We start from the raw sequence: 25,389 nt of genomic DNA on the forward strand, positions 1-25,389 counted from the left end.
TACTTTGCAACAAGTTAATATGCTTTCACAAACTATGAGGTTTGTTCTCAACCAGTTGGAGTCAGACATGATATTTGTACTTCTTGGTGGCCCGCTGCGGTATGGAATGGTCAAAATCAGGTGATAAACCATTTCCTGTAGAAACTCCTCCTCTTGCTGATCCACAATAGCTTGACCATCGTTGCATGATTTTGGAAACGTAATTGACGGTCTCACTTCCACGCATATAGCCACATTTGATGATTGGCAATTTATAATAGGTAGGATCACTGAGCTTGAGTACTGACTCTGCCACATCATCCCAGCGATGCGGATTCTTGCCGTGTTGACGTGTCAGTGCCATCGCATCTCGGATATGCCATGGTCCTGCATTATAGGCTGCAAGTCGGAATTTCAGACGCTCGAATGGGTCGCCTATATCCTGGAACATACGCTCGAATTTCGCCATGCACGTAGCCGAAGCGGAGATGTTGATTTCCGGATTGGTGAGTGAGGAAACGGGGATGCCTAATTCCTTGGCAGTGCCAGGCATGATGGCCATCAGTCCGCAATAGCCTGCCCATGATTTTGCATAGGTATCAAAACCAGACTCCGTATAGCATTGGGCTGCCATCAGTCGCCAGTCGATTCGTGCCATAGGGGCATACTTCTTAAACAAATGGTCGTATTTGCTGATGACGCCTCCTGCTGCATTGATCATTGGAGCATATACTTTGTGGATGATAAGACCTTCTGAAAGTATCCTCTTTTCTTCCTTTTGGACGTTAGCCAAGATATGGGGCGTAAACCAATGGTTTAACGCTTCTTCCAGAGATTTGTTTCCCTTGTTGACTGCCCATTGGACTGAGGCGGTCGTCTGGTCAGAATCTTTCTCTTTCGATGTCTGGTAGGCACCGCAATAGGCAATATCGTTGCGTTTCCCCTTCTTAAGCGGATAAGCGATTAAATCACCCTTGCCCTTTTTCAGTTTGTTGATCATGTCAAGCGTATCCTTGCAGAGTTCGACTCTTACCGAAACGCCTATGGAACTGGCAAATTTCTCACAGAGCAAGTAGTCCATACCTAAGCCCACTCCCTTATAATCATAATAGGTGGAAGGACCTGACAGGGTCAGCATGATCAGTTCTCCATTGTTTTCTATATCAGCAAGCGAGAAGTTACTGGCAAAGGAACTGGAGTCTGAAGCCTCAGCATCACCAGTCTCTCCATCCTCTATCACCGTTCCCCAAGGCGTATATTCCGTCTTCTTATTTTCCGTTTTGCATGATGCGGTAAAGGACAACAGACAGATGGTGAGTATTGCCGTCTCAAAATAGCTTCCTGTTTTCATCTTATTCTACCGGTTGCTTGTCGCCAGATTCTGTAGGCACGGATTCCGGTTTCTGTTTTTCTACATGCTGATTGTCATGTTGTTTATCATGCTTCTTGTTGGCATCATGATGACTGCTCTGTTCTTTAGGTGAATCCTTCTTTGCATCAAGCGTTTCATTCAAAGCAGGAGTAGCGTGTGTGCCTTTCTGCTTTTTGGCAGAATCTGCAGTTGTTGACTTGGATGAAGTGCTTACAGAACTGTTGCTTGGCAAGATGGTGCCATTCTGATGGAGGAATCTCGTGTATTTCTTGCATATCTTATTAGAATATGCATTGAAGATATTGTTGGCAAACAGAATATCAGTTATCTTATTATCGCTGACATATTTGCGCATATTCTTGGTGAAATATCGATAATCGACTACATGGATTTCCTCAAAAGAATAGAACAGGTAGCCTGGAAGAGCATTTCCGAAACTATCCTTCAGAATCATGACACGGCGATGATTGTTGACATTGGTTTTCACCCGGGTAATTCGGGTGTCACCGCCCATGAAGGTACAGTAGGCGCCACCATTGCCGTCTTTATACTTATAGAAGAAGATGCCTTTGTATGGTTTGCCTTCGCCTATGACCTCGTAGTTGCGGTTGATTTTATAATCCGTATAATAGGTTTCGTATTTTACGTTCTTTGGAACATAATAGACGAAATCTTCCGGGGCATTCTTCAGGGAAATATCATGAGAATAGCCATACATACTTCCTACGTATCCATGTACCACTTTTCTTTCATAACTTGAAAGCGGCTTGAATGGAACCTTTGCCACTTTAGCGAATTGCTGAGCGGCATAGAAAGCTCCAAGAGGTGCCCAGTGATGGTCGGTTCTGAGGAAGATGTTTTCTGCCACATGTTTGCCCAGTGCAGTATAGACATCTACGGCATGAACATCCTTGTCTAAGTGAGCATAGATATTGTTGATGGTTGGGCGTTCCTCATTGGAGCATCCCTTAGCCTTATCAGGACAATAGAAATCTACTGCAGTCGGTATGACCATGCAATATACATTTACCTTTGGTCCGAATACCTTCTTGTATTCATTTGCAGACTGGGCATAATCCACACCACCCTTGGAACTACCGCCATAAGCCATCAAAGCTCTTACCTCTTTTCCTTTACCCACGATGATAATACCACGGTTGGCGATTTTGGCATTCTCTTCTGCCGTAATATTATTCTTGTATTTACCTACGTTTCTTTCTCCCATTTCCAGTTCTTCATCTGTAGGACCCGATGTCTCGGTGGCATCTGCTGATGCATGGAAGGTCACTTTTTCTTCTCCTACAGACATGCTGATGAGATCCTTTTCCTGCATACTCATAGACATGAACACATCACGGTAAGGTTCACTGTCGCTGAACCAGGAATTGATGCTCTTGGTAAATTCACCCGACTTCAAACTTTCCAGTGAATATTTTGGAAATTTGGCAAGCTCTCTCTTTTCAAGTGCTGAGTATGTGCTCCGAGGGAAAAACAGGAAAACGATGGTGAATCCTAAGAACACCATACTCATGATTGATATGTATATATAATTCTGTTTCATGACTTTAAATGCAATAGTTAAATATCACAATCTATTTATTTCTTCATTTGCGTTATTGGCGTAACATTCGCTCGAAGCCTCTTGTCGTGGATTTTGCATAGGCATGCTGCAAGTTGTTGGCGAAGAGTATATCTGTGATTTGATTGTCATTGACATAGTTGACGATATTCTTTGTGAAATATCTGAAATCTACTACATAAATATCCTCAAATGAACCGAAAAGGTATCCTGGCAAGGCATTGCCATAGCTATCTTTGATAATCATCAGTTTTCTTCCATTTCTTACATCTGTCTTGACATGCGTTGTGCGCAAATCGCCACCCATGAAGGTGCAATATGCACTGCTGCTGCCATCCTTGTATTTGATGAAGAATGGTCCGGTGAATGGGGCTGTAAGACTTGCCACTACCCTATTCTTACCCATGTTGTGACCGACATAGGTGGTAACATAATTGCTGTCTTTAGGAATATAGTAAATGAATTTCTCCGGAGAGTTCTTTACTGCGATGTCTTTTGAGTAATGATACATACTTCCCACAAAATTATGGATGGTACGCTCTTCGAAATCGTTCAGATTAGGAACCTTTACCTGTGCTTTCTGGGCAAATTCACGGGCTGCATAGTATGCTCCTAATGGAGACCAATGGTGATCGGTGCGGGAATAAATATCCTCATCCATGTGCTGCTTGAGTACTGGATATACATCTACTATTTCTACGCCTTTCTCCAGATGCTGATACATATTATTGATGACCGGCTCTTCATCGCGGATCCATTCCTTGGCTTCTTCCGGACAGTATAGACCTGCAGAGGTAGGAACGATCATGCTATAGATTCTTACATGATGCTTCAGCGTGTCCCGATACTGGTTGATGGCATTTGAATACCATGTTCCTCCTGTTGCTAAACCGGTAAAAGGTTCCAATGCTCTGATCTGGTTGTTCTCTTTGCTGATGATGATGCCCGTTCTGGTTTTATAGCATGTGGAATGGGTTTCTGCCATCACTGCCTGAGCACAGAATGAGCAGAATAATGCAGTATTTATGAATGTATATAATCTTTTCATTTTTGAGTATATTTTATATTAGAATCTGGTGTAAATGAAGGCATTGTTGGTGGCTCCCACAAGCAAAGCTACGCTCAGCGTGAGGAGTATGATGGACACCACCGTGCGTGTTGCAAGGGTGATGTTCTTTTTCATCCTTGTATTGTTTGGCAGGTATCTATTATACCACTTCGCCACCGTATCATATACTGGAAGACAGAACAGAATACCTGCCACCCATAACCAGAAATTGTCCATGCATGCACTTTCTGCTGCAAAGTCATATACGTTCTTGGCATTTCCGATGAAGACACCGAAGAAATGTTGCATCTTGGTAAAGTCATCAAAATAGAAAATTCCCCATCCGATGATGACGAGCAGCAGACTGTATATATGCAGCAGGAAGGAAGGTATCTTATCCTGCACCTTCAGCAAGGTATATTTTTCGGCAATCACGATGACACCGAAATAAAGACCCCAGATGATGAAGTTCCAACTGGCTCCGTGCCACATACCGGTCAAGAACCAGACAACAAAGATGTTGAGAGGCTGGTGACGTCGGTTTCCTCCCATTGGAATATAGACATAGTCGCGGAAGAAACTACCTAATGACATGTGCCATTTTCTCCAGAAGTCTGAAATGGATGTGCAGCAGTAAGGATGCTTGAAGTTCTCTGCAAAGTGAAAGCCTAAACATCTGCCCAAGCCTATTGCCATGTCACTATATCCTGAGAAGTCGAAGAAGATTTGAAGCGTGAAGGCTAATATGCCCACCCATGCTCCAAAGGTGGATAAATTCTGAAGTCCGTTGGCAAGGAACTGGTCTGCTATCTCTGAAAATTGGTTGGCAAGAATCACCTTCTTACCCAATCCGATCAAGAAACGATAGCTGCCTTCTACGATGTCATACTGTCTTACCTTTCTGTCTCTGATTTCCAATGCCACAATATCATATCTGACGATAGGTCCTGCTATCAGCTGCGGGAACATGGAGATATAAAGAAGCAAGTCCTGGAAACGGCGCTGGGCTGGCGCTTCACGGCGATATACATCTATGAGATAGGATATGGACTGGAAGGTATAGAAACTGATACCGATAGGCAGTGAAATCTTTGGAATGCCTACTGGAATACCTATCGAATTGAGTGTTGTTGCAAAGAATCCTGCATATTTGAAAGTGCCGAGTAATAGGATGTTGCATATCAAACCGATTACCAATGCCCTTTTGCGGTGGGATTGCTGACTGTCTATGCCGAGTCCGGCAAAGTAGTTGATCATGACACTGAACAGCATCAGGAAGACATATACTGGTTCGCCCCATGCATAAAATATCAGTGAGAACAGTACAAGTATCGCATTGCGTACATTTGCTGGGTGCTCGCCAGTCTTGAAGAATTTCTTATCCAACAAGTAGGCTAACAGATAGCACAACATAAAGGCTGGTAAGAATGCAAAGATGAAAAATAAATCGGAAAATACCATTATTTTTTATTTTATTTTTGTTTTGTAAAACTTTCTATTTTGACTGAGTGTCTGTTTGATTCTATTAATATAACAACAGACTTTCTAATTGGTTGGCAATGAAGTAACCATTTCGTTTGGCTCCCTTGCTGTTGGTGTGGACTCCATCTGTCGTAAAAATCCTATTGTTGATTTCTCTTGCCCCCTGAATGGTTCCCTCATAATCCAGGCGGATAACTGATAGGCTCATATAATGGCCGCATTCTTCTATGATGTCACCGATTTTGTGAATACCTGTAACGCCAGGCTTGCCTATCTGCATCGGTGTTATCAATACAATCTGTGCGTCAGGAAAAGCTTCCTTTATCTTTTCGCAACTGTATCTGACAGATTCTGCAAGGGAGGTCACCTGATGAATCGGTTTACTTAATACGGTATTGGAAGTCGCAGAAAAAACCTGCTGTGGAGTTTTGGAAAACAATTGAGGTCTGGAAGATTTGAACCAAGCATCATTCGTTCCAGCCATAATCATAATCAGGTCAGGCTGAGGCTCCTTGCCTTCTTTAGTTGCTTGAATCAATCTCAGTACTTGATTGAAAATGACATTGTTATCCGTCAACTTCTCAGAATATTCCTCTGTGTTTATCTTTGTTTTAGAACAATTAGTCCAAGTAGCGCCACTCCTGGCATAACTTTTACAGGTAGAAGGGGAAAATCTCTCTTTAAACCATTTGCTCCAACCTCTGTCTTTGTCGCAATCATCTCCACCTATGAACGTATTGGAATCACCCAATAAGACAACATGCAGGTGAGAATGATTGGCTGCTGATATATTAGTCATAAAGCCTATGACCATTAATATCCCTAAAAACAATTTAATCTTCATTTTTTATTTCAGTCTCATTTTCAAAATGTTATCTGTCTAAATCGGGTGCAAAATTACAGTTTTTTTTGTTAATATGCAAACTTTCAGAAAAAAAATCAGGAAAGACGAAATTTATCTTTCCTGATTGTATTTATGACTAATTGAATTGTTTCTTTCCTATTCTATATCCTGCTGGATTTTTTTTATCCATGCTCCTGCTTCAATTTTTGCGTGGGCAGGGAGAATTTTTTGCGTGGGCACGCAAAAATAAAACTACTATGAGACTTCCCGAAATGTGGGGCTGACTACGCACAGATTTTTGCGTTATTTTTATGCGAAAACAGGTATAATCCGCTAAATGTGATGAGTCCGTTGAGCATCAATAATTCATAGCCCAATTTGTAGCCCAAATGATGGGATGAGTACCAGTCGATTGCATAACAGATAATCGGACTCAAAATCGCAATATAGGGAGTTACTTGATCATTGGCTCTTCGTTTGGTGAAGATTCCAAATCCAAATATTCCCAAAAGGGGTCCGTAGGTGTAAGAGCAGATAATGTATATGGCATCTATCACACTTGTTGAGTTGATCTGCTTGAAGAGGATGATGAAAATAATAAACAGAATGGCGACGCCAAGATGTGTATATTTTCGCAGCTTTTCATCCTTCGGAGAATCCATGATATCTACGCAAATGCTGGTTGTTATCGCCGTAATGGCTGAGTCAGCACTGGAAAAACTGGCTGCCACAATACCGATAGTAAAAAATACGACAACCATATTGCCCATGTAGCCAGATGCTGCAAACATCGGCAACAGATCATCCGGTGATTCAGGGAAAGGCATTTGCTGCTTTTGTGCCAATAATATCAGCAATATGCCTAATGCTAAAAACAGCAGGTTGGCTGGTACGAAAGCAAAGCCATACGTGCACATGTCTTTCTGGGCATCACGAAGCGTCTTGCAGGTGAGATTCTTCTGCATCATGTCCTGATCAAGTCCCGTCATGACTATGACCACGAATATTCCACTTAAGAACTGCTTCCAGAAATTCTGTCTTGAAACCCAATCGTCGAAGACAAATATCTGCGAATATTTACTGTCACAAATGGCATGGTAAGCCTCCATCGGAGTGAAGTCCAGGCATTTGATGGTATAATAAATAATCAGGATTAAGGCAGAAAACATACATAAAGTTTGGAACGTATCTGTCCAGACTAATGTCTTGATTCCACCCTTGCGGGTATAAAACCATATCAGCATGACCATGATGGGGACTGTCAATATGAATGGAATTCCTAAATTGTCTAATACAAACTTTTGCAGGATGATGCATACAACATAAAATCTGACAGCGGCTCCTATGATTTTGGAAATGATAAAAAAGGAAGCGCCGGTCTTATAGGAATGATTGCCCATTCTATCTTTCAGATAAGAATAGATGGTCGTTAAATTATGCTTATAATATATAGGTAATAGGAAAAAGGCTACGATGAAATAACCAAAGATAAAACCGATACACATCTGCAGGTAGGTCATGTTCATCTTGTATGCCATTCCCGGAACGCTGACAAAAGTGATGCCGCTGATGGATGCGCCCACCATTCCGAAGGCCACCATGTACCAGGGAGACCTGCGGTTTCCCCGGTAAAAGGTTTCATTATTTGCTTTACGAGATGTGATTTTGCTGAATATCAGCAATATGCAGAAATAGATAAGTATTGTAACTAAAATCATTCTTCTAATCGTTTAAAAATGGATTTTAAATTTTGTATTTATTCTTTTTCTTTGCTTCTGTCGGAGTGCCATAATAACTGCGAGGTGAAATCATCCTCCTGCCACTTCTGATATTTCCTCCACAGTATTCGCTCCATCGTTTCTGAATGCGCTCTACGTAATCCGCAGTCTCCGTGCCTCTCATGAAACCTCTTTTCACGACAGGATCCCGATAATAATAAGGATTGCTAAGCTTGAGGACGAAATGTTTTACTTCCTCCCAATTGTATGGATTGCCCCCATATTTCTTGGTTAAAGCCATGGCATCTCTGATGTGGTTGAAACCTCCATTGTATGCAGCAAGGGCATATAAGATTCGCTGGCTTGGATCATGGATGTCAGAGAAATGCCCTTGCAGTTCAGCCATATAGCGGGATGCTGCAGCGATGTTGGCCTCTGGCTGATGTATGTCGTTCATGGAAAGTCCCAGATGGGATGCGGTAGATGGCATGATCTGCATGAGTCCGCAAGCCCCAGCCCATGATTTGGCATTCGGGTCAAAACAACTCTCCTGATAACATTGCGCAGCCATCAGGCGCCAATCCATTCTTGCCGTAGGAGCATATCGCTGAAAATATCCGTCGTATTCCGAGATGACACCTTTCGACCTGTTCAGGAAAGGAGAATAAACATGGCGTCTGATACTTTGTGAGGATAAGAGGAAAGTTTCTTCTCTTTTCACTTCCGCAGTCAATTGCGGTTTGTACCAGGCATTCAGAGAGTCTGCCAAACTATTGTTGTCTCCTATGACAGCCCATTGTTCTTGGGTCGTATCCTGTTTGGGACCGCAAAACAGCAATTTTCCTTTCGCTTTCTTGCGTGATAAGGGAACGGCAATAATGTCGCCCTCCCCTTTTTCCAACTTGCTGATCATCTCAGTAGTGTCCTTACATACTTCCACTCTCAGGCTGACTCCAATTTTCTGGGCAAATTTCTCGCAAAGAAGATATTGCAAACCCAAATTCCGGTTCTTATATATATAATATGTATCAGGACCGTTGACAGTCAGCATGATTAATTCTCCATTGGATACGATATCATCATACGTAAAACCTTTCGTCTGATCGGAGTTGTTGGAATAATCTTCCTCGCCTATAGGTGTCCCCCAAGGTGTAACATCTGGTTGCGTTTTCTGATTAGAACAACTGCAAACCAACCAAAATAATGCAAATATTGCCGATAAATATACTTTATTCATATTTCAAGTTACAAAATTACATATTTTTTTGGATATTCAAGCAAAAAGATGTACTTTTGCAATGTTTTTTAAACAAAATGAAGAAATATGTTACGAATAGCAGTACAATCTAAAGGGCGTCTTTTCGATGACACCATGAATTTACTTTCAGAAGCAGACATTAAAGTGAGTGCTTCTAAGCGCACTCTTTTGGTGCAGTCTTCTAACTTCCCTCTCGAGGTTTTGTATCTCCGTGATGATGATATTCCTCAGAGTGTAGCAAGCGGCGTCGCTGACATCGGTATTGTTGGCGAGAATGAATTTGTGGAAAAAGGGGAAAATGCCCAGATCATTGACCGTCTTGGTTTTAGCAAATGTCGCTTGAGTCTTGCAATACCTAAGAAAATTGATTATCCTGGTTTGCAGTGGTTTAATGGCAAGAAAATTGCGACTTCTTATCCTAACATCCTTCGCAATTTCATGCAGAAGAAAGGCATCAAGGCTGATATCCATGTCATTACTGGTTCTGTGGAAATTAGTCCTGGTATCGGTCTTGCTGATGGTATCTTTGATATCGTAAGTTCTGGCTCTACCCTTGTTAGCAATAATTTGGCAGAGGTGGAAGTCGTGATGAAGAGCGAGGCTTTGCTTATCGGTAATTGGAATATGGATGATGAGAAGCATCAGATTCTGAACGAAATGCTGTTCCGTTTCGAAGCTGTGCGTTCTGCTCAGGACAAGAAGTATGTGATGATGAATGCACCAAAGTCTAAGGTGAAGGAAATTACGGATGTCTTGCCTGGTATCAAGAGTCCTACAATCATCCCATTGGCTGATGATGAATGGTGCAGTATCCATACGGTCCTCGATGAGAAGAGATTCTGGGAAATCATCGGAAAGCTCAAGGAGCTGGATGCTCAGGGTATTCTGGTTACTCCTATCGAGAAGATGATCTTGTAAAAAGAGTTTTGATCATATCTGTCTTCTACCCGGAACTTTGATTTCATGTTCTGGAAGTTAGAAACAAATATAAAAGTAAATTATTAATAATATAAGGAATGAAGGTAATTTGTTATCCTGCAAAGGAAGAATGGGACGAATTAGTGAAGCGTCCGCACCTGGATGTCTCAGAGCTTAATGCTACTGTAGAAGGTGTTCTCAATGATGTTAAGAATCATGGCGATAGCGCTGTTATACGTTACGAAGAGAAATTCGACCATGCGCATTTGGACTCTTTATCTGTATCTGATGCAGAAATGGAAGAGGCTGAAAGCCTGGTCTCTCTTGAACTGAAGCATGCGTTGGAGTTGGCCCATCATAACATTTCTTCATTCCATCAGAGCCAGCAGTTTCATGGAGAAAAGGTGGAAACAGTCTCAGGTGTGACTTGTTGGCAGAAAAGTGTTGCTATTGAGAAAGTTGGCCTCTATATTCCTGGAGGTACGGCTCCTCTCTTTTCTACGGTCCTGATGCTTGCAACACCAGCCAAGATAGCCGGTTGTAAGGAAATCGTACTTTGTACTCCTCCTAACAGAGAAGGCAAAGTGAATCCTGCCATCTTGATGGCGGCTAAGATTGCTGGTGTGAGCAAGATATTTAAAATCGGTGGCGTTCAGGCGATTGGTGCGATGGCATATGGCACAGAGAGTGTTCCTAAGGTATATAAAATCTTTGGTCCGGGCAATCAGTACGTCATGGCTGCTAAACAACATGTTTCTTTACACGATGTGGCTATTGATATGCCTGCGGGTCCTTCTGAAGTATGTGTTATTGCGGATGAAACCAGTAATCCTGTGTTTGTTGCTGCCGATTTGCTTTCTCAGGCTGAGCATGGTGTTGATTCTCAGGTTTTCCTGATTTCTACTTCTGAAGAGATGATTGAGAAAGTGAAGGATGAGGTGGAAAAACAACTCGAACAATTGCCGAGAAAGGAGATGGCTGCCAAGTCTTTGGATAATTCTAAACTTGTCTTGGTGAAGGATTATGATGAGGCCATTGAACTCAGCAATACTTATGCGCCTGAACATTTGATTATCGCCACTCGCAATTATGATGAATTGGCGGAGAAAGTGGTAAATGCCGGTAGTGTATTCTTGGGACAGTATGCTTGCGAAAGTGCTGGTGATTATGCCAGTGGTACCAATCATACCCTTCCTACTCATGGTTATGCGCTGGCATATAATGGCGTCAATCTGGATAGTTATAACCGCAAGATTACGTTCCAGCATTTGACTGATGAAGGTATCAGAAGTATCGGTAACGCTGTTGTTGTTATGGCTGAAAACGAACAGTTGGAAGCTCATGCCAACGCGATGCGCGTGAGAGTTGATGAAGTTGGCAAATAGTTTTGTCCATTTCGACTTTTTAATTTTAAGAATCTATTTTATCGAAATATGAAAGAATTAAAAGAACTCTGTAGAGCCAATATTTGGAACCTTTCTCCTTATAGTTGTGCAAGAACAGAATTTTCAGGTAAGAAAGCTCACAACTTTCTGGATGCCAACGAGAATCCGTATAATGATCCCTATAATCGTTATCCGGATCCTTTCCAGACGGATGTGAAAAAGGTCTTGAGCAAGATCAAGGACGTGCCTGTGGAGAATATATTTTTGGGAAATGGAAGTGATGAGGCTATTGACTTGGTGTATCGTATCTTCTGTAATCCGGGAATAGACAATGTGGTTGCCATTGCTCCTACTTATGGAATGTATCAGGTATGTGCTGACGTGAATGATGTGGAATACCGTCAGGTGTTGCTGGATGAAAATTACCAGATTACGGCAGATAAGTTACTGAGTGCTTGTGATGACCATACGAAGGTTATCTGGATTTGTAGTCCGAATAATCCTACGGGCAATCTGATCAATCCAGAAGCAATCGTTGGTGTATTGCAGCGTTTTGATGGCATCGTAGTCTTGGATGAGGCTTATGCTGATTTCTCCAGTATTCAGCCATTCAGATCATACTTGTCTAAATTCCCTAATATGATCGTGCTCAACACCATGAGTAAAGCTTGGGGTTGTGCTGCTTTGAGATTGGGTATGGCTTTTGCCAGCAAGGATATTATCGATTTGTTCAATAAGGTGAAATATCCTTATAATGTGAATTTACTTACTCAGCAACATGCCCTGGAGGTTTTGAATGATCCATATCAGGTGGATGAATGGGTGAAGAATCTGTTGCAGGAAAGAGGTAAGATGGTTACGGCCTTTACAGAACTTCCTATCTGCGTGAAAGTTTATCCTACTGATGCCAATTTCTTCTTGGCGAAAATGACGGATGCGCAGGCTATATACGATTATTTGGTTGATAAGGGTATCATCGTTCGCAATAGAAATAGAGTGCAGCTTTGTGAGAACTGCCTGCGAATTACGATCGGTAAAAAGAGTGAGAATATAGAATTGTTATCAGCTCTTCGACAATATCAATAAAAATATAAAGAGGGTGTGTCATGAACTTCTGGCACACCCTCTATTTTTAATGAAAAGTATAGTTTAGAATTTGATTTTCTTCTTCTTGCCTTTACTTTCGTTGCCCACCCTGTCTAATGCGGTTACAATGTAGGTGGTTTTACCATCCTTGATGTATGGTACTTTCACGTTGGAATCGTAGGTGATCTTGATGATTTTGGATGCATCGTTTAAGTCAACAGGCTCACCTTCCTTAAATTGATAGACAACAAATCTATTGGCCACATCACCCCATTTTTTTTCTTTAGGAGCCTTCCAATTCAACATCGGTCCCTGCTCTGTCCATTTCAGTTTCAGACTTCTGACGGCTTTTGGACTTTTATTATCCAAGAAAGTCATGAGAGGTGGTAATGCTGGATATTTCCAATAGAAATCTCTCAAAGTATGACCGATATTTCCCACATTGTCGGCTGCAGTCTGAGCGTACCACAACACAGTTCCCTTTACATTCTGCATTTGCTGGTGCAACTTGTGCTTGGCAGGAAGCTGATGACTTCTTGGATTTGCAGGGTCAGCAAACTTGGCTGTTCGTTCAATGTCTTCGCCAATAAACAAAGGTCTTTTACCTGCATGTTTGTTCCACCAGGTGATCAGGGTTTTATAATCAGCAGCCTTATGTCCGATTTCCCAATACAATTGAGGAACGCAGTAGTCTATCCAACCGTTATTCACCCACAAAAGTACATCGGCATAAAGGTCATCAAAATTCTGCAAACCATTCGTTTCAGAACCATTCGGATCATTTCTTTTATTGCGATAAATACCAAAAGGAGAAACACCGAATTTTACCCAAGGTTTAATATGATGTATGGTCTCCCCTAATTGCTTTACGAATCTGCTTACATTATCTCTTCTCCAATCTCCAATCTTCCAATAACCATGAGAGTTCTGCTGAAACAAGGCTTGGTCTGGAATCTGTTTGCCTGCTACTGGATAAGGATAGAAATAGTCATCTATATGGAAACCGTCCACATCATATCTGCTGACGATGTCGGCTGCCACTTTGCAGATATAATCTGCAGATTCTTGCAAACCAGGATTGAGGAGCACTAAATTATCATAGGAAAAGCATAATTTAGGTTGTTTGACAACAACACTGTTCTTGCTAACTTGTGACATGCTTGTGGATCCATGTTTGGCGCGGTATGGATTGATCCAAGCATGAATTTCCATTCCTCTTTTATGGCATTGTTCAACCATCCATGCCAAAGGGTCCCAATAAGGATTCGGAGCCTGTCCCTGGATTCCTGTCAGGAATTTACTCCATGGTTCCAGTTGACTCTCATAGAGGGCATCACATTCCGCTCTCACTTGAAAGATAATGGCATTGACACCATCTTTTTCCAACTCGTCCAGTTGCTTGCTGAGCATAGACTGGATCTGTTGGGTGCTTTTGCCCATGAATTGACCATTGACACATTGGATCCATGCGCCACGGAATTCACGTTTGTTTTGTGCTGATGCGCCCAATGTAAGGAAAAGGGCCATCGCAAAAATGATTAGATTCTTATACATCTTGTTTTATATTATTTGTTTATTCTTCATCTCTTAATTTTGGCAGAGAAATATGGTATCTTACTGCCAAGAATCGGATTGCGCAAACGATAGCAAATGTGGCAATGACCGTGATATATAGGCTAACCTGCAACCAGCTCAGCAACCAGTATGTGAGTCCTCCCACCACACAAGCCATAGCGTATATTTCCTTTCTGAAGATCACAGGTTCTTCGTTGAGCAGCACATCTCTGATCACTCCTCCGGCAGCTCCCGTAATGCATCCCATAATGATAGCAACCCAAAACGGGAAGCCACATTCCAATGTTTTTTGAATACCCGCTATATTGAATAGGGCCAAACCGAGTGTGTCGAATAAAAACCAAGTAGCATCCAGACGTCTGAGATAATGGTGGCATACTATTACGACACACTGTGCAAATAGCGTACATATCATGTATATCGGACTTAGCATCCAGAAAGGTCTTACACCTAACATGACATCTCGTATGGTTCCTCCTCCTATTGCCACAGCAATGCCGCATACAAAGCCTCCCAGCCAGTCGTAATGTTTGCTGGCTGCGAGTCTTATGCCAGACAATGCAAAGGCAAATGTTCCTATGAATTCTATTACACGTTGTAGTGTAATGACAAATTCCGGGTCATGATGGATTATCATTTCATTATTCTCCTACTAATGTTTTGTTATATTTTGATTGATTGAACGTATTATTCCTTGAATCTATCTCCCCAACAAGTTACCATCCAATTATATAATTTCTCTTCATTAGGAGAGTGCTGCGCATGCCAGAATCTCTCATTTTGAATTTCACTTGGAAGATATTGTTGGCTGGTGAAGTGCCCAGGATAGTCATGTGGATATTTATATCCGTCATGGTAGCCCAATTCTGCCATTAATTGGGTTGGAGCATTTCGGATATGCAGCGGAACAGGAAGATTTCCCGTTTCCCGCACCCTTGCTATTGCTGCATTGATGCCTAAATATGCACTGTTACTCTTAGGACTGGTGGCCAGATAAACCACCGCTTCGGCTAATGCAATCCGTGCTTCAGGCCATCCGATTTTCATGACCGTATCAAAAGCCGCATTTGCCAAGAGTAAAGCATTCGGATTGGCAAGTCCGATGTCCTCGCTGGCACTTATGACCACTCTTCTTGCAATGAATTGCGGGTCCTCTCCTCCTTCTATCATTCTTGCCATCCAATATAATGCAGCATCAGGATCACTTCCCCGGATACTCTTGATGAAAGCAGAGATAATGTCATAATGCATTTCTCCCTGTTTATCATAAGCAAGAGGATTTTGCTGGAGTTCCCTTTCTACTACCTCGTCTGTGATGATTATTTCATCCGAAGAGAAAGAATTCACGATCAATTCCAAAATATTCAGCAGTTTGCGGGCATCGCCACCACTATACCTTAGCATTGCACCCGTTTCTTTCAACGTTATGTCTTTCTCTTTGAGAACAACATCTTTATGCATCGCTCTTTCAAGAAGCCCCTGCAAGTCGTCTTTTCCTAAAGGTTTCAGAACGTAAAGTTGGCACCGGGAAAGTAAAGGCCGTATTACCTCAAAGGAAGGATTCTCTGTGGTTGTTCCGATGAGGGTAACGATGCCTTTCTCTACTGCTCCCAATAATGAGTCTTGCTGACTTTTGGAGAAACGATGGATTTCGTCAATAAACAGTATAGGAGAAGCGGAGTCAAAAAAACGGTTGTTTTTGGCTCTTTCTATCACTTCCCTGACATCCTTTACACCGCTTGTCACAGCGCTCAAAGTATAGAAAGGTACTTTGAGCGTGTGAGCGATAATTTGTGCCAATGTTGTTTTGCCTACACCAGGAGGTCCCCAAAGAATAAAAGAGGAAATTCTTCCTGCATCTATCATTTTACGGAGTATGGCTCCTTCACCTACTAAGTGTTTTTGGCCAACGTAGTCGTCAAGAGAACGTGGTCGCATTCTTTCTGCTAAGGGTTCACTCATTGTCTTTACAATTTATGATATGTTTCCAAATATGAGAATACAATGTTTTGTATTCATTGCGTCTGTCGTCATGAGATTTCATCTATCATCATATGGATGTCTGCCTCATTTCTTTTCTTCAGAAGAAATCTGGTTCCCCATCAGTTTTTGTAATTCGATGACGCTTTGATTATAGTCATTGATTGCTGCAGCTTTCTTCATGTAGAAGTCAATGCTGTTGTTCAGCGCTTCAACATATTCAATATATGATATTTCGCCATTTTCATATTCTGCCTGGCTCATTTCTTCCAGTTTCTGGTTGTTTTGCTTGCCTTCCTCCTGATAATATTTCATTCGGACAAATGCTTCATTGCACTTACTCAAGCATGCATGATATTCTTGTTGCTTATCCAACTGCTCTTGCTTGATTTCATATTCTGCAATTTCTTTATCTTTTTTGGCAGCCTTGATTCGGGCTTTGGTTGCACCATAAAAGAGTGGAATCCCCACTCCAACTTCAAATCCCATAAAGTTGCCTCCTTCAAACCTGTTTCTGTTGACATGATATGGATCCCATGAGGAGATGACCATCTGGTTGCGAAGAGAAAGACTGAGAGAGGGTGCATAGCCGTTTTTTGCTACGCTGACTGCTTTGTCTGCTACAGTAATCCTGTCTTGCGCATATTGTCCTTCTGGAGTAAGCTGGTAGTTGAAACTGTTTTGTACCCAATCCAATGCTACTAAATTCTGGTCTGCAGGTTTGATGGGTTCATTGCTATTTACCAAACCGGATAATAGGAGTTGCTTACTTTCGATTCCGCTGAGGACATTCGTCATCTCCAACTTGTTTTCACGGTGCATCCTATTGGCTGAAAGTAATTCCAGTTGGCGTGTTTCTCCTGCCTTGAATCGCGCTTCAGCTATTGTCCGATAACGGTTGAGGATGCTGTCCTGCTTGTTGAGAATGTTTAAACGTTCATATTCATATATCAACTGATAATAATTGCTTTTAATCTGATAAATAAGTTCAGATAATACTACATTCTTCTTACTCTTTTCAGCTTGAGTTTCCGCTTTTAATTGCTTGTTCTTTGCAATATAAAGAGTTGGAAATTCTATACTTTGAGTGAGGGAAATGGAATTGTCCGTACTTCCGCCTGATGTAGGATCCTGTGACAGCGTCAAATCGGTTTTGTCAATATCCCATGCTGTGGCCTGAAGGTTTTTGGCACGTTCTATCGACTTGTTTGCTGCAAGAATCTTATAATTCTTTTCGTATGCCATATTCAGGCATTGTTGTAAATTGAGTACTTTGTGTTGTGCTTGCATATTGCTACACAAACACAACAAAGTAATATATATTATTGCTCTTTTCATATAACTATTTCTTAGTAAACGTTTTGTAAATTGCCGGTAAAACCAACAAAGTCAATAATGTAGAAGTGATGAGTCCGCCGATAACAACAGTAGCCAAAGGTCTTTGTACCTCAGCTCCATCTCCGTGTGACAAAGCCATCGGTAAAAAACCTAACGATGCTACGAGTGCAGTCATTAATACAGGGCGGAGTCTGATCATGCAACTGTCAATTATTCTTTCGTGAATAAGTTGGGCGTTGCTGCGCCCGGACTCTACTGCTGATGACAACTGATTCTTCTGCATTTGATTCATCTCACCGATGAGTACAATTCCGTTAAGAACTGCAACACCAAACAGGGCAATGAATCCAACTCCGGCTGAAATAGAGAATGGCATACCTCTAAACCATAATGCCCATACTCCACCAATGGCAGCCAATGGAATTGCCGAGAATACGAACAGACTTTCTCTTACGTTTTTTACTGTTGCATAAAGTAACAGGAAGATAATGATAAGCGCCAATGGCACTACTATCATCAATCGGGTAATTGCACTCTGTAAATTCTGGAACTCGCCACCATAGGTATAATAATATCCTTCCGGCAACTTCAGTTTCGCATCCAGCAGATTCTGTATTTCATCCACCGTACTCTGCACATCTCTTCCTTTTATGTTGAAACCGACATAGATACGTCGCGCACCATTTTCGTGAGAGATTTGTGATGGAGCGGGTTCGTAAATGATATCTGCAACCTGGGTCAATGGAATTGTTTCCCCGGAACCTATTGGGATGGCAAGATTTTGGATAGATGAAACATTGCGGTCGTTATTATCTAACCTCAATACAATGTCAAATTTCCGTTCTCCTTCATAAATGGAACCGGCTATTCCGCCTGCAAATGAAGTTTCAAGCACTTGATTGATGTCATCAACGTTGATTCCGTATTCCGCCATCCGTTCATGATTATATACCACTTGAATCTGCGGTAAACCAGAAACTTGTTCCACAGATGTTCCACTTACTCCCTGGATGCCACTAATCATCTTGCCTACATGTTCTCCTAACTTGGTGAGTTCATCCAGATCATCTCCAAATATTTTGATTGCAACGTCTTGCTTGATGCCAGTCAGCAACTCGTTATTACGCATTTGGATAGGCTGTGATATTTCAGCCTCTAATCCCGGAATCGTATGGAGTGTTTCTTCCATCTTTTCCATGAGTTCTTCTGTTGTTTCAGCGGAAGTCCATTCTGCTTTTGGCTTGAGTGAAATCATGATATCCGCTCTTTCAACAGGCATTGGGTCAGTTGGAATCTCGGCACTTCCTATACGGCTAACGACTTGTTTCACTTCTGGATATTCAGCCTTCAGCAGTTTCTCAGCCTTGGTACAACTTTCTACCATTTGCGAGAGAGAAGTTCCTTGCGACATACTCATTTCTACGGCAAAATCCCCTTCTTCCAAACTTGGAATAAATTCTCCTCCAAGAAACTTGAATGCCACAAGACTGACACAGAACAAAGCAACGGCACCTGTTATCACGTTCTTGTTTTGTTTCAGTACCCAGTTGAGGACAGGAAGATACCATTGCTGTATTTTCTTGACCATCTTGTCGGCGAAAGTCTCTTTCTTGCTGATTTTCTTGCTAAGGAAGAGGCTACTTGCCATCGGAACATACGTAAGTGACAATATGAAGGCACCGAGTATGGCAAAAAATACAGTGAGAGCCATCGGACGGAACATCTTGCCTTCAATGCCCACTAAGGTCATCAAAGGAACATATACGATCATAATCATGATTTCACCGAAGGCTGCACTTTGCCTGATACGTGAAGCGGAGAAATGAACTTCTTCATCCATCTCGGCTTGCGTGAGGCTCGTCTTCTGAGTTTTTTGGTTGATATGGGTAACTACGGCTTCCACAATAATGACAGCAGAATCCACAATCATACCGAAATCAATGGCTCCTAAACTCATCAGGTTGCCATCTATGCCAAAGGTCTTCATCATTCCAAAAGCGAATAGCATACTGAGTGGAATGACGCTTGCAACAACCAGTCCTGCTCTCCAGTTTCCTAAGAAAATGACCAATACAAAGATGACAATGAGGCCTCCCATGATCAAGTTGTGCTCTATGGTTCCCTCAACACGCTTTACAAGATTTGTACGGTCAATGAAAGGTTCTATGATGACACCTTCTGGGAGGGATTTCTGAATCTGGGCAATTCTTGACTTGACATTTTTGCTTACTTCTTGGAAGTTTTCTCCTTTGAGCATGATAGCTATTCCGGCTACGACTTCTCCCTCGCCATTTCTCGTAACGGCACCAAAACGGGTTGCGTGACCTTCCTGTACCTTGGCAATATCGCCGACTTTTATTGTTATTCCGTTGACATTCTTTACAGGTATATTGGCAATATCATCAAAAGTCTTGGCCACACCAATAGCACGGATGTAGTATTGGTTTGAGTTTTGCTCAATATAGCTTCCACCGGTATTGGCGTTGTTCTTTTGCAAGGCATCGAAGACTTCGGATACTGTTATGCCATTGGCATTCAATCGGTCTGTGTTGATGGCTACTTCGTACTGTTTGACAAATCCTCCCCATCCGCTCACTTCTGCAACACCAGGAGTTCCTGAAAGTTGTTTTCTGACAATCCAATCTTGGATTGTGCGAAGTTGCGTGAGGGAATACTTGTTTTCATACCCTTTCTTGGTTCGTACTGTATAGTGATATATTTCTCCCAGCGCAGTAGCGATGGGTCCCATTTCTGTAGAAGTGTTCTTTGGCAACTCTTTTACTGCGTCGTTTAAAACCTGACTTACTTGAGAACGGGCCCAATAGATATCTGCCTGGTCATCAAAGATTAATGTTATAACTGATAATCCGCTTCTGGAAATGCTCCTTCGTTCTTGAAGGCGTGGTATATTGGCCAATGCCATCTCGATAGGAGTGGTTACATATTGTTCGACTTCCTGGGCACCCAGGGAAGGTGCTTGGGTAATTACTTGAACCTGATTATCGGTGATGTCTGGTGTAGAGTCAAACGGCAATGTAGCCAACGACCAAAGTCCCCAAACTATAAGCGATATAGTGAGGAAACCTACCACAAACTTGTGCTTGATGGAACTTGTAATTAGTTTCTGAAACATGATGTCCTTTTAAATTTGTAAATTGATTAATAATTTTAATTTCCGGACACTAATCTTCTTCTCCATGATCGCCAATCTGCGATGCCAGGTAGAAAGCATTATCAGTCACTATCTTTTGTCCATTCTGTATGTGCTTGCAGAGTGAAACCTCAGTATATCCGTCATTGCTGACTCCAGTTGTCACTTCATGTCGTGAAAAACTGTATTCTCCATTTCTTGGCTGTTTGTTGAGTGCAAAGATATATTGTTTTCCTTCTATATTAACAATAGCTTTGTTAGGAAGCGCAACACAAAGCTGGCGTCCGGTCGCTATTTGGCCGGATACATACATGCCATCAAAGAGGTTTGTGCCTCTGGTTGCATCAAGTTTGACATGTACAGCAATGCTTTTTGTTCCTTGGTTAAAGTATTCGTTCATACCATAGACATGACCGGAGACTTTTACGCCTGGTTGATTGGTGAGTGAGAGTAATACTCGGTTTCCAATCTTTACTTTATTCAGATCTCGTTCAAAAACATTCAAGTCACATTCTACAGCATTGTTATTTCTGATTTTCATCAAAGGCGTCTGCATGTCTGCGTAACTTCCCAAAGATGCTGTAATTTCGCTTACCGTACCTTTGATAGGAGCATATAAAGGGAAGACAGTTGTAAATTTTCCCTTCGCCACAGATGCTGTAGAGATGCCCAACTGAGTCAGCTGGCGACCGATTCCTATAAGATTTGCTTTAGCCACCTTATAGTCTTTTTCAGATAAAAGCAATGTCTTTTTGATGCCAGCTCCAGAGGAAGCGAGTGTTTTCTGTCTTTCCATTTCAAGCTTCGCACTTTCCATTTCTTTGTATGCAGAATAGTAGTCTTTCTGTAAAGATACGATTTCTGTATTTTCAATGGTTGCCACAACTTGCCCTTTATTGATCTGTTGTCCTTCTTTCACAGAAATGGATTTGACGACACCGCCCATCAAAGAAGCGACGTCTGCCATATTCTGGGCTCTAAGTACCAAAGTGCCATTTACATGAAGCATTGCATCCAGTTCGCGCTTTTGTGCCTCCCCTAATTTGAGGTCAATAGCATTCAGTTGTTTGCTGGTTAAAGGAATGTTTTGAAAATCCACTTCTTCTTCTTCCTTTTCCTCATTCTCCTCCTTGTCTGCTTTACTTTCAGAATGGAAGCTGAAAGCAAAAAATGCGATTGCAGTACATACCACAATCAAAGATATTCTTTTCACCATTTTCTTATTATTCTTTTGTTTAGTATTTGCTGCTCAATCCAAGTTGCTTCTTTATAGATCAAGCAGCTTCTTTATAGATTCTGTCGCAATGAAATGAAGTAAGGAAATGGAGGTCCCCGTAAAGAACTATTCACAGAAGCCCCTAACTTGATTGCCATCGTTTTTTGTTGCCATTTTGATATGACAATCTTGTAGCATGGGGTCAATTGAATAGAAGAAGGCAATAGGGCTACGAGCATATTTCTGTCGTAGTCTAGATGTTTGTATATGGATTTTATATTTTTGCCATTAGAAATAAACTGATGCATCTGGTGAATATTGCATCCCTTGTTGTCTTTCTCATGGTGGGCAGTATGCTCATCATTAATATTTCCATCATATTCGCATTGTTGTTCTATAAAACAAACTTGCCCCATATGATGGTGGTGAAGTATAATGGTAGATAGCAACAAAGCGCATGTTGCTATCCACATATTTAAAATATGAATTTTATACTTTACCATGATTGCAATATTAAGTCTGATGATGTTTCTATACGATTGCAAAGTTACTATTTAAAATTGGCATTTCAAAATTCAAAGATGTTTTTTAACTAAATCTCGCTTAATTCAGTAAAAAAACGAAAAAAAATGATGTAGTTAACGAAAAAGTTTATACTTTTGCTCTCAATTTATATAAAGGTGTTTTAATTCAATGTGCTATGTTTTGTAATGAGCAGAAAAAATATCGATTAAGTGTTGCAATATTGATTGTTGTTTCACTTTTGATTTGCATATATCTGATAGCTTTCAGTTGCTTCTTTTCTAAGAAGCAGATCCAATCGGCTATGATACCTGTCAAGGTTTACTCTCAATATGAAATATTGGATGGAGGAAAAGTGGTTTATCATTTTGATAAAGATACCATTTCTGCTACTGGATATTTCTTCAATAAATACTTTTTTATCCCTTCCTGTCAAGGTCGTATTTATGCTGATTTTGATAGTACTATCTGGCAGAATAAATATAAGGATGTAAATGTGGAAAAATTGGTGCAACTTCATATCGATTCCTTGAAAACGATGTATAGTCAGTCAAAGTGGATTGATGGAGAGTTGTCTTATTATTTGAAATGTCACAATGCCAGTGATGAAGGATTCTTTCATATTTCTCAGGTTGCTTTGAAAGAAGAAAACCTTCGGGATTCTACTCGAAAGATGTTGGATTCATTAAAACATCTTTCACATAAGTCTTTGAAGATAGTTCGTCATTTGGAATTCGTTGCGATTTCTCCTTCTGGTAAGGCTAATAGAAAACAAGTTGAGAAATTAAAACATGTTGGTGGAAATGTTTTCCAATTGTTCTCAGAAACCTTACCTAAAGAGTCTTGCGCATTGTCTTTTCATAAGTCAAAAGAATTGGCTTCTTTGAGTATTGTCCCTATTTTGTTTGATGCCAAATTGAATTATCTTTTGGGCACAACAGGAACCTATAGTGGTGAAGTTGATTCTTTAGGATTGCCTCATGGTCATGGTGAATGGCAGGGCTTTACCGATGCTGCCTATTATCAGGGAAGCTGGAAACATGGAAAACGTGATGGTTTTGGCTTTTCTGTTGCAGATAAAAGTCAGTTACGCATAGGAGAATGGGTGCTGGATAAATACAAAGGAGAACGATTGGTTTATAGTTCTGATCGAATCTACGGTATTGATATCTCTAAATATCAGCATGTTATAAAAGGTAAGAAATATAATATCGATTGGAAACGTCTGCGTATTTCCCATCTTGGAAATATCAGTAGAAAAACAATTAATGGGGATGTTAATTATCCGATTAGTTTCATCTATATTAAAAGTACTGAAGGGGCAAGTTTATTAAATCCTTTCTATAGAAAAGACTATGTGGCAGCACGGGCACATGGATATAAGGTAGGAAGTTATCATTTCTTTTCTACTCTAACTCCTGCTACTTTGCAGGCACGTCAATTCCTTAAAAATTCATATGTCAAATCGGGTGACTTGCCACCTGTCCTTGATGTTGAGCCTACTAAAGCCCAAATTCAGAAGATGGGAGGCGTGGGTGTCCTTTTGACCAGAATGAGAATATGGTTAAGAATGGTTGAAAAAGAAACAGGTAAACGTCCTATTATTTATGTAAGTCAGACTTTTGTAAATCGCTATTTGAGCAAAGCGACTGATATAAAGCAAAAATATCAGGTGTGGATTGCAAGATATGGAGAATACAAGCCTGATATCAAATTGGTCTTCTGGCAACTTTGTCCTGATGGTAGGGTTACTGGAATTCGGGGTCATGTAGATATCAATGTATTTAATGGTTATCATGATTCTTTCAAGCAGTTTATCTCTAATCAGAAATGATTCGTAATAGGCAGTTTGTCTCTAATCTGAGGCCTCTCGTAATAAAAAATATGCTTTTCTCCAAAAATATATTGTTAAAGTATATTAATAGAAATAACAATGATGCAATATTTTTCTTATATTTGCGTAATATTATATATACGCAATTAAAAATAGGAGTTAATAGCATAGGATGAGACAACTTAAGATTCAAAAAAGTATAACCAATCGTAACAGCGAGGCACTTGATAAGTATCTTGTTGAGATAGGTCGTGCCCCAATGGTGTCAATTGACGAAGAGATTGAATTGGCCCAAATCATTAAGAAAGGTGGTCGGGCTGCGGAAAGAGCAAAAAACAAATTAGTTGAGGCTAATCTTCGTTTTGTGGTCTCTGTTGCCAAACAGTATCAGCATCAGGGGTTGACTCTTACTGACTTAATTGATGAGGGTAATATCGGATTGATTAAAGCTGCAGAAAGATTTGATGAAACCCGTGGCTTTAAGTTTATTTCTTATGCAGTTTGGTGGATTCGACAGAGTATTTTGCAAGCAATTGCTGAGCAAAGTAGAATAGTCAGACTTCCTCTTAATCAGGTTGGTTCCTTGAATAAGGTTAATCAGGAAAGTAATAGATTTGAACAAGAAAACCAGCGTCGTCCAAGTGTAGAAGAACTTGCGCAGCGCACAGGTATAGATGAGGAAAAAATCTCTCAAAGCATGGCGGCAAGTGGTCATCATGTAAGTATTGATGCGCCTTTTGGTGAAGATGATGACAATTCTATGGTTGATGTCATGGCAAGTGGAGAAGATAGTCGCACAGATAAGCATGTTGATCATGAAAGTATGGCTATGGAACTACGTCAGGTTTTGGATAAGGTTCTTAAAGACAGGGAAAAGCAGATTGTTTGTGCCTGCTTTGGAATTGGAGAAACTGAAAAAGGATTGGAAGAAATTGGAGATAAAATGGGATTGACTCGTGAAAGAGTTCGTCAAATACGTGAGAAAAGTATTACAAAACTTAGAGATTCCGGAAATGTCAAAATTCTGATGAAATACTTAGGGTAATTTTTGAAAAAACATTTAATTCTCTTTGTTGTTTCATAAAAATATACTAACTTTGCAAT

At 41.0% G+C, this 25,389-nt stretch carries 18 protein-coding genes; 5 read left to right on the forward strand and 13 right to left on the reverse strand.

Annotated features, from left to right (window positions below; all coding sequences use genetic code 11):
• Positions 1–61 precede the first annotated feature (61 nt).
• The 7 genes from DW917_RS00245 to DW917_RS00275 all read right to left on the reverse strand — a co-directional run bounded on the left by DW917_RS00245 (position 62) and on the right by DW917_RS00275 (position 9,259).
• Positions 62–1,330 carry a transglycosylase SLT domain-containing protein gene (locus tag DW917_RS00245; RefSeq protein WP_118115372.1) on the reverse strand — a complete coding sequence of 423 codons (1,269 nt, stop codon included), beginning with the start codon at positions 1,328–1,330 and terminating at the stop codon, positions 62–64.
• A 1-nt stretch (position 1,331) separates the two neighbouring features.
• Positions 1,332–2,912, reverse strand: a complete 1,581-nt coding sequence (locus tag DW917_RS00250; RefSeq protein WP_118115374.1) for a DHHW family protein — start codon at positions 2,910–2,912, stop codon at positions 1,332–1,334.
• Positions 2,913–2,964: 52 nt separating this feature from the next.
• Positions 2,965–3,978 (reverse strand): DHHW family protein, encoded by a 1,014-nt coding sequence (locus DW917_RS00255; RefSeq protein WP_118115376.1) that lies wholly within the window; start codon positions 3,976–3,978, stop codon positions 2,965–2,967.
• 18 nt (positions 3,979–3,996) lie between these two features.
• Complete coding sequence (locus tag DW917_RS00260) at positions 3,997–5,439, reverse strand: MBOAT family protein (protein ID WP_118115378.1); 1,443 nt, start codon at positions 5,437–5,439, stop codon at positions 3,997–3,999.
• Positions 5,440–5,503: 64 nt separating this feature from the next.
• On the reverse strand, positions 5,504–6,259 hold the full coding sequence (locus DW917_RS00265; RefSeq protein WP_158570045.1) for an SGNH/GDSL hydrolase family protein: 756 nt from the start codon (positions 6,257–6,259) through the stop codon (positions 5,504–5,506).
• A 329-nt stretch (positions 6,260–6,588) separates the two neighbouring features.
• Complete coding sequence (locus tag DW917_RS00270) at positions 6,589–8,022, reverse strand: sodium:solute symporter (protein ID WP_118115382.1); 1,434 nt, start codon at positions 8,020–8,022, stop codon at positions 6,589–6,591.
• 25 nt (positions 8,023–8,047) lie between these two features.
• Positions 8,048–9,259: a transglycosylase SLT domain-containing protein gene (locus DW917_RS00275; RefSeq protein ID WP_118115384.1), complete on the reverse strand. Its 1,212-nt coding sequence runs from the start codon at positions 9,257–9,259 to the stop codon at positions 8,048–8,050.
• 87 nt (positions 9,260–9,346) lie between these two features.
• On the opposite strand from DW917_RS00275, the gene hisG reads away from it, so the two are divergent.
• The 3 genes from hisG (at position 9,347) to hisC (ending at position 12,669) form a co-directional block, all read left to right on the forward strand.
• Positions 9,347–10,198: an ATP phosphoribosyltransferase gene (gene hisG, locus DW917_RS00280; protein WP_118115386.1), complete on the forward strand. Its 852-nt coding sequence runs from the start codon at positions 9,347–9,349 to the stop codon at positions 10,196–10,198.
• A 98-nt stretch (positions 10,199–10,296) separates the two neighbouring features.
• On the forward strand, positions 10,297–11,583 hold the full coding sequence (gene hisD / locus DW917_RS00285; RefSeq protein WP_118115388.1) for a histidinol dehydrogenase: 1,287 nt from the start codon (positions 10,297–10,299) through the stop codon (positions 11,581–11,583).
• A 48-nt stretch (positions 11,584–11,631) separates the two neighbouring features.
• Positions 11,632–12,669: a histidinol-phosphate transaminase gene (gene hisC, locus DW917_RS00290; RefSeq protein WP_118115390.1), complete on the forward strand. Its 1,038-nt coding sequence runs from the start codon at positions 11,632–11,634 to the stop codon at positions 12,667–12,669.
• Positions 12,670–12,732: 63 nt separating this feature from the next.
• Here the strand turns inward: hisC and DW917_RS00295 are convergent, their stop codons facing one another.
• The 6 genes from DW917_RS00295 to DW917_RS00320 all read right to left on the reverse strand — a co-directional run bounded on the left by DW917_RS00295 (position 12,733) and on the right by DW917_RS00320 (position 21,929).
• Positions 12,733–14,223 carry a glycoside hydrolase family 10 protein gene (locus tag DW917_RS00295; protein ID WP_118115392.1) on the reverse strand — a complete coding sequence of 497 codons (1,491 nt, stop codon included), beginning with the start codon at positions 14,221–14,223 and terminating at the stop codon, positions 12,733–12,735.
• Positions 14,224–14,242: 19 nt separating this feature from the next.
• Positions 14,243–14,881 (reverse strand): trimeric intracellular cation channel family protein, encoded by a 639-nt coding sequence (locus tag DW917_RS00300; protein ID WP_370453496.1) that lies wholly within the window; start codon positions 14,879–14,881, stop codon positions 14,243–14,245.
• A gap of 50 nt (positions 14,882–14,931) precedes the next feature.
• Complete coding sequence (locus tag DW917_RS00305; RefSeq protein WP_118115394.1) at positions 14,932–16,206, reverse strand: replication-associated recombination protein A; 1,275 nt, start codon at positions 16,204–16,206, stop codon at positions 14,932–14,934.
• A 105-nt stretch (positions 16,207–16,311) separates the two neighbouring features.
• The gene (locus DW917_RS00310) at positions 16,312–17,562 is read right to left on the reverse strand and encodes a TolC family protein (protein ID WP_118115396.1); all 1,251 of its coding nucleotides are present in this window, start codon (positions 17,560–17,562) and stop codon (positions 16,312–16,314) included.
• A 4-nt stretch (positions 17,563–17,566) separates the two neighbouring features.
• Positions 17,567–20,695 carry an efflux RND transporter permease subunit gene (locus tag DW917_RS00315; protein WP_118115398.1) on the reverse strand — a complete coding sequence of 1,043 codons (3,129 nt, stop codon included), beginning with the start codon at positions 20,693–20,695 and terminating at the stop codon, positions 17,567–17,569.
• Between the two features lie 49 nt (positions 20,696–20,744).
• On the reverse strand, positions 20,745–21,929 hold the full coding sequence (locus DW917_RS00320; RefSeq protein WP_118115400.1) for an efflux RND transporter periplasmic adaptor subunit: 1,185 nt from the start codon (positions 21,927–21,929) through the stop codon (positions 20,745–20,747).
• An 826-nt stretch (positions 21,930–22,755) separates the two neighbouring features.
• On the opposite strand from DW917_RS00320, the gene DW917_RS00330 reads away from it, so the two are divergent.
• Both DW917_RS00330 and DW917_RS00340 read left to right on the forward strand, forming a co-directional pair.
• Complete coding sequence (locus tag DW917_RS00330; RefSeq protein WP_233524576.1) at positions 22,756–24,285, forward strand: GH25 family lysozyme; 1,530 nt, start codon at positions 22,756–22,758, stop codon at positions 24,283–24,285.
• A 172-nt stretch (positions 24,286–24,457) separates the two neighbouring features.
• The gene (locus DW917_RS00340; protein WP_022110325.1) at positions 24,458–25,330 is read left to right on the forward strand and encodes an RNA polymerase sigma factor RpoD/SigA; all 873 of its coding nucleotides are present in this window, start codon (positions 24,458–24,460) and stop codon (positions 25,328–25,330) included.
• The last annotated feature ends 59 nt before the right edge of the window (positions 25,331–25,389 follow it).

The sequence above is a fragment of the Prevotella sp. AM42-24 genome (assembly GCF_003461825.1).
GTDB lineage: Bacteria > Bacteroidota > Bacteroidia > Bacteroidales > Bacteroidaceae > Prevotella > Prevotella hominis.

Coding starts and splice junctions, on each gene's coding strand:
- DW917_RS00315 (WP_118115398.1), bottom strand. CDS start 20,695: ATGTTTCAGAAACTAATTACAAGTTCCATCAAGCACAAGTTTGTGGTA.
- DW917_RS00320 (WP_118115400.1), bottom strand. CDS start 21,929: ATGGTGAAAAGAATATCTTTGATTGTGGTATGTACTGCAATCGCATTT.
- DW917_RS00270 (WP_118115382.1), bottom strand. CDS start 8,022: ATGATTTTAGTTACAATACTTATCTATTTCTGCATATTGCTGATATTC.
- DW917_RS00260 (WP_118115378.1), bottom strand. CDS start 5,439: ATGGTATTTTCCGATTTATTTTTCATCTTTGCATTCTTACCAGCCTTT.
- DW917_RS00340 (WP_022110325.1), top strand. CDS start 24,458: ATGAGACAACTTAAGATTCAAAAAAGTATAACCAATCGTAACAGCGAG.
- DW917_RS00245 (WP_118115372.1), bottom strand. CDS start 1,330: ATGAAAACAGGAAGCTATTTTGAGACGGCAATACTCACCATCTGTCTG.
- DW917_RS00250 (WP_118115374.1), bottom strand. CDS start 2,912: ATGAAACAGAATTATATATACATATCAATCATGAGTATGGTGTTCTTA.
- hisC (WP_118115390.1), top strand. CDS start 11,632: ATGAAAGAATTAAAAGAACTCTGTAGAGCCAATATTTGGAACCTTTCT.
- hisD (WP_118115388.1), top strand. CDS start 10,297: ATGAAGGTAATTTGTTATCCTGCAAAGGAAGAATGGGACGAATTAGTG.
- DW917_RS00300 (WP_370453496.1), bottom strand. CDS start 14,881: ATGATAATCCATCATGACCCGGAATTTGTCATTACACTACAACGTGTA.
- DW917_RS00275 (WP_118115384.1), bottom strand. CDS start 9,259: ATGAATAAAGTATATTTATCGGCAATATTTGCATTATTTTGGTTGGTT.
- DW917_RS00305 (WP_118115394.1), bottom strand. CDS start 16,206: ATGAGTGAACCCTTAGCAGAAAGAATGCGACCACGTTCTCTTGACGAC.
- DW917_RS00310 (WP_118115396.1), bottom strand. CDS start 17,562: ATGAAAAGAGCAATAATATATATTACTTTGTTGTGTTTGTGTAGCAAT.
- DW917_RS00295 (WP_118115392.1), bottom strand. CDS start 14,223: ATGTATAAGAATCTAATCATTTTTGCGATGGCCCTTTTCCTTACATTG.
- hisG (WP_118115386.1), top strand. CDS start 9,347: ATGTTACGAATAGCAGTACAATCTAAAGGGCGTCTTTTCGATGACACC.
- DW917_RS00255 (WP_118115376.1), bottom strand. CDS start 3,978: ATGAAAAGATTATATACATTCATAAATACTGCATTATTCTGCTCATTC.
- DW917_RS00265 (WP_158570045.1), bottom strand. CDS start 6,259: ATGACTAATATATCAGCAGCCAATCATTCTCACCTGCATGTTGTCTTA.
- DW917_RS00330 (WP_233524576.1), top strand. CDS start 22,756: ATGATACCTGTCAAGGTTTACTCTCAATATGAAATATTGGATGGAGGA.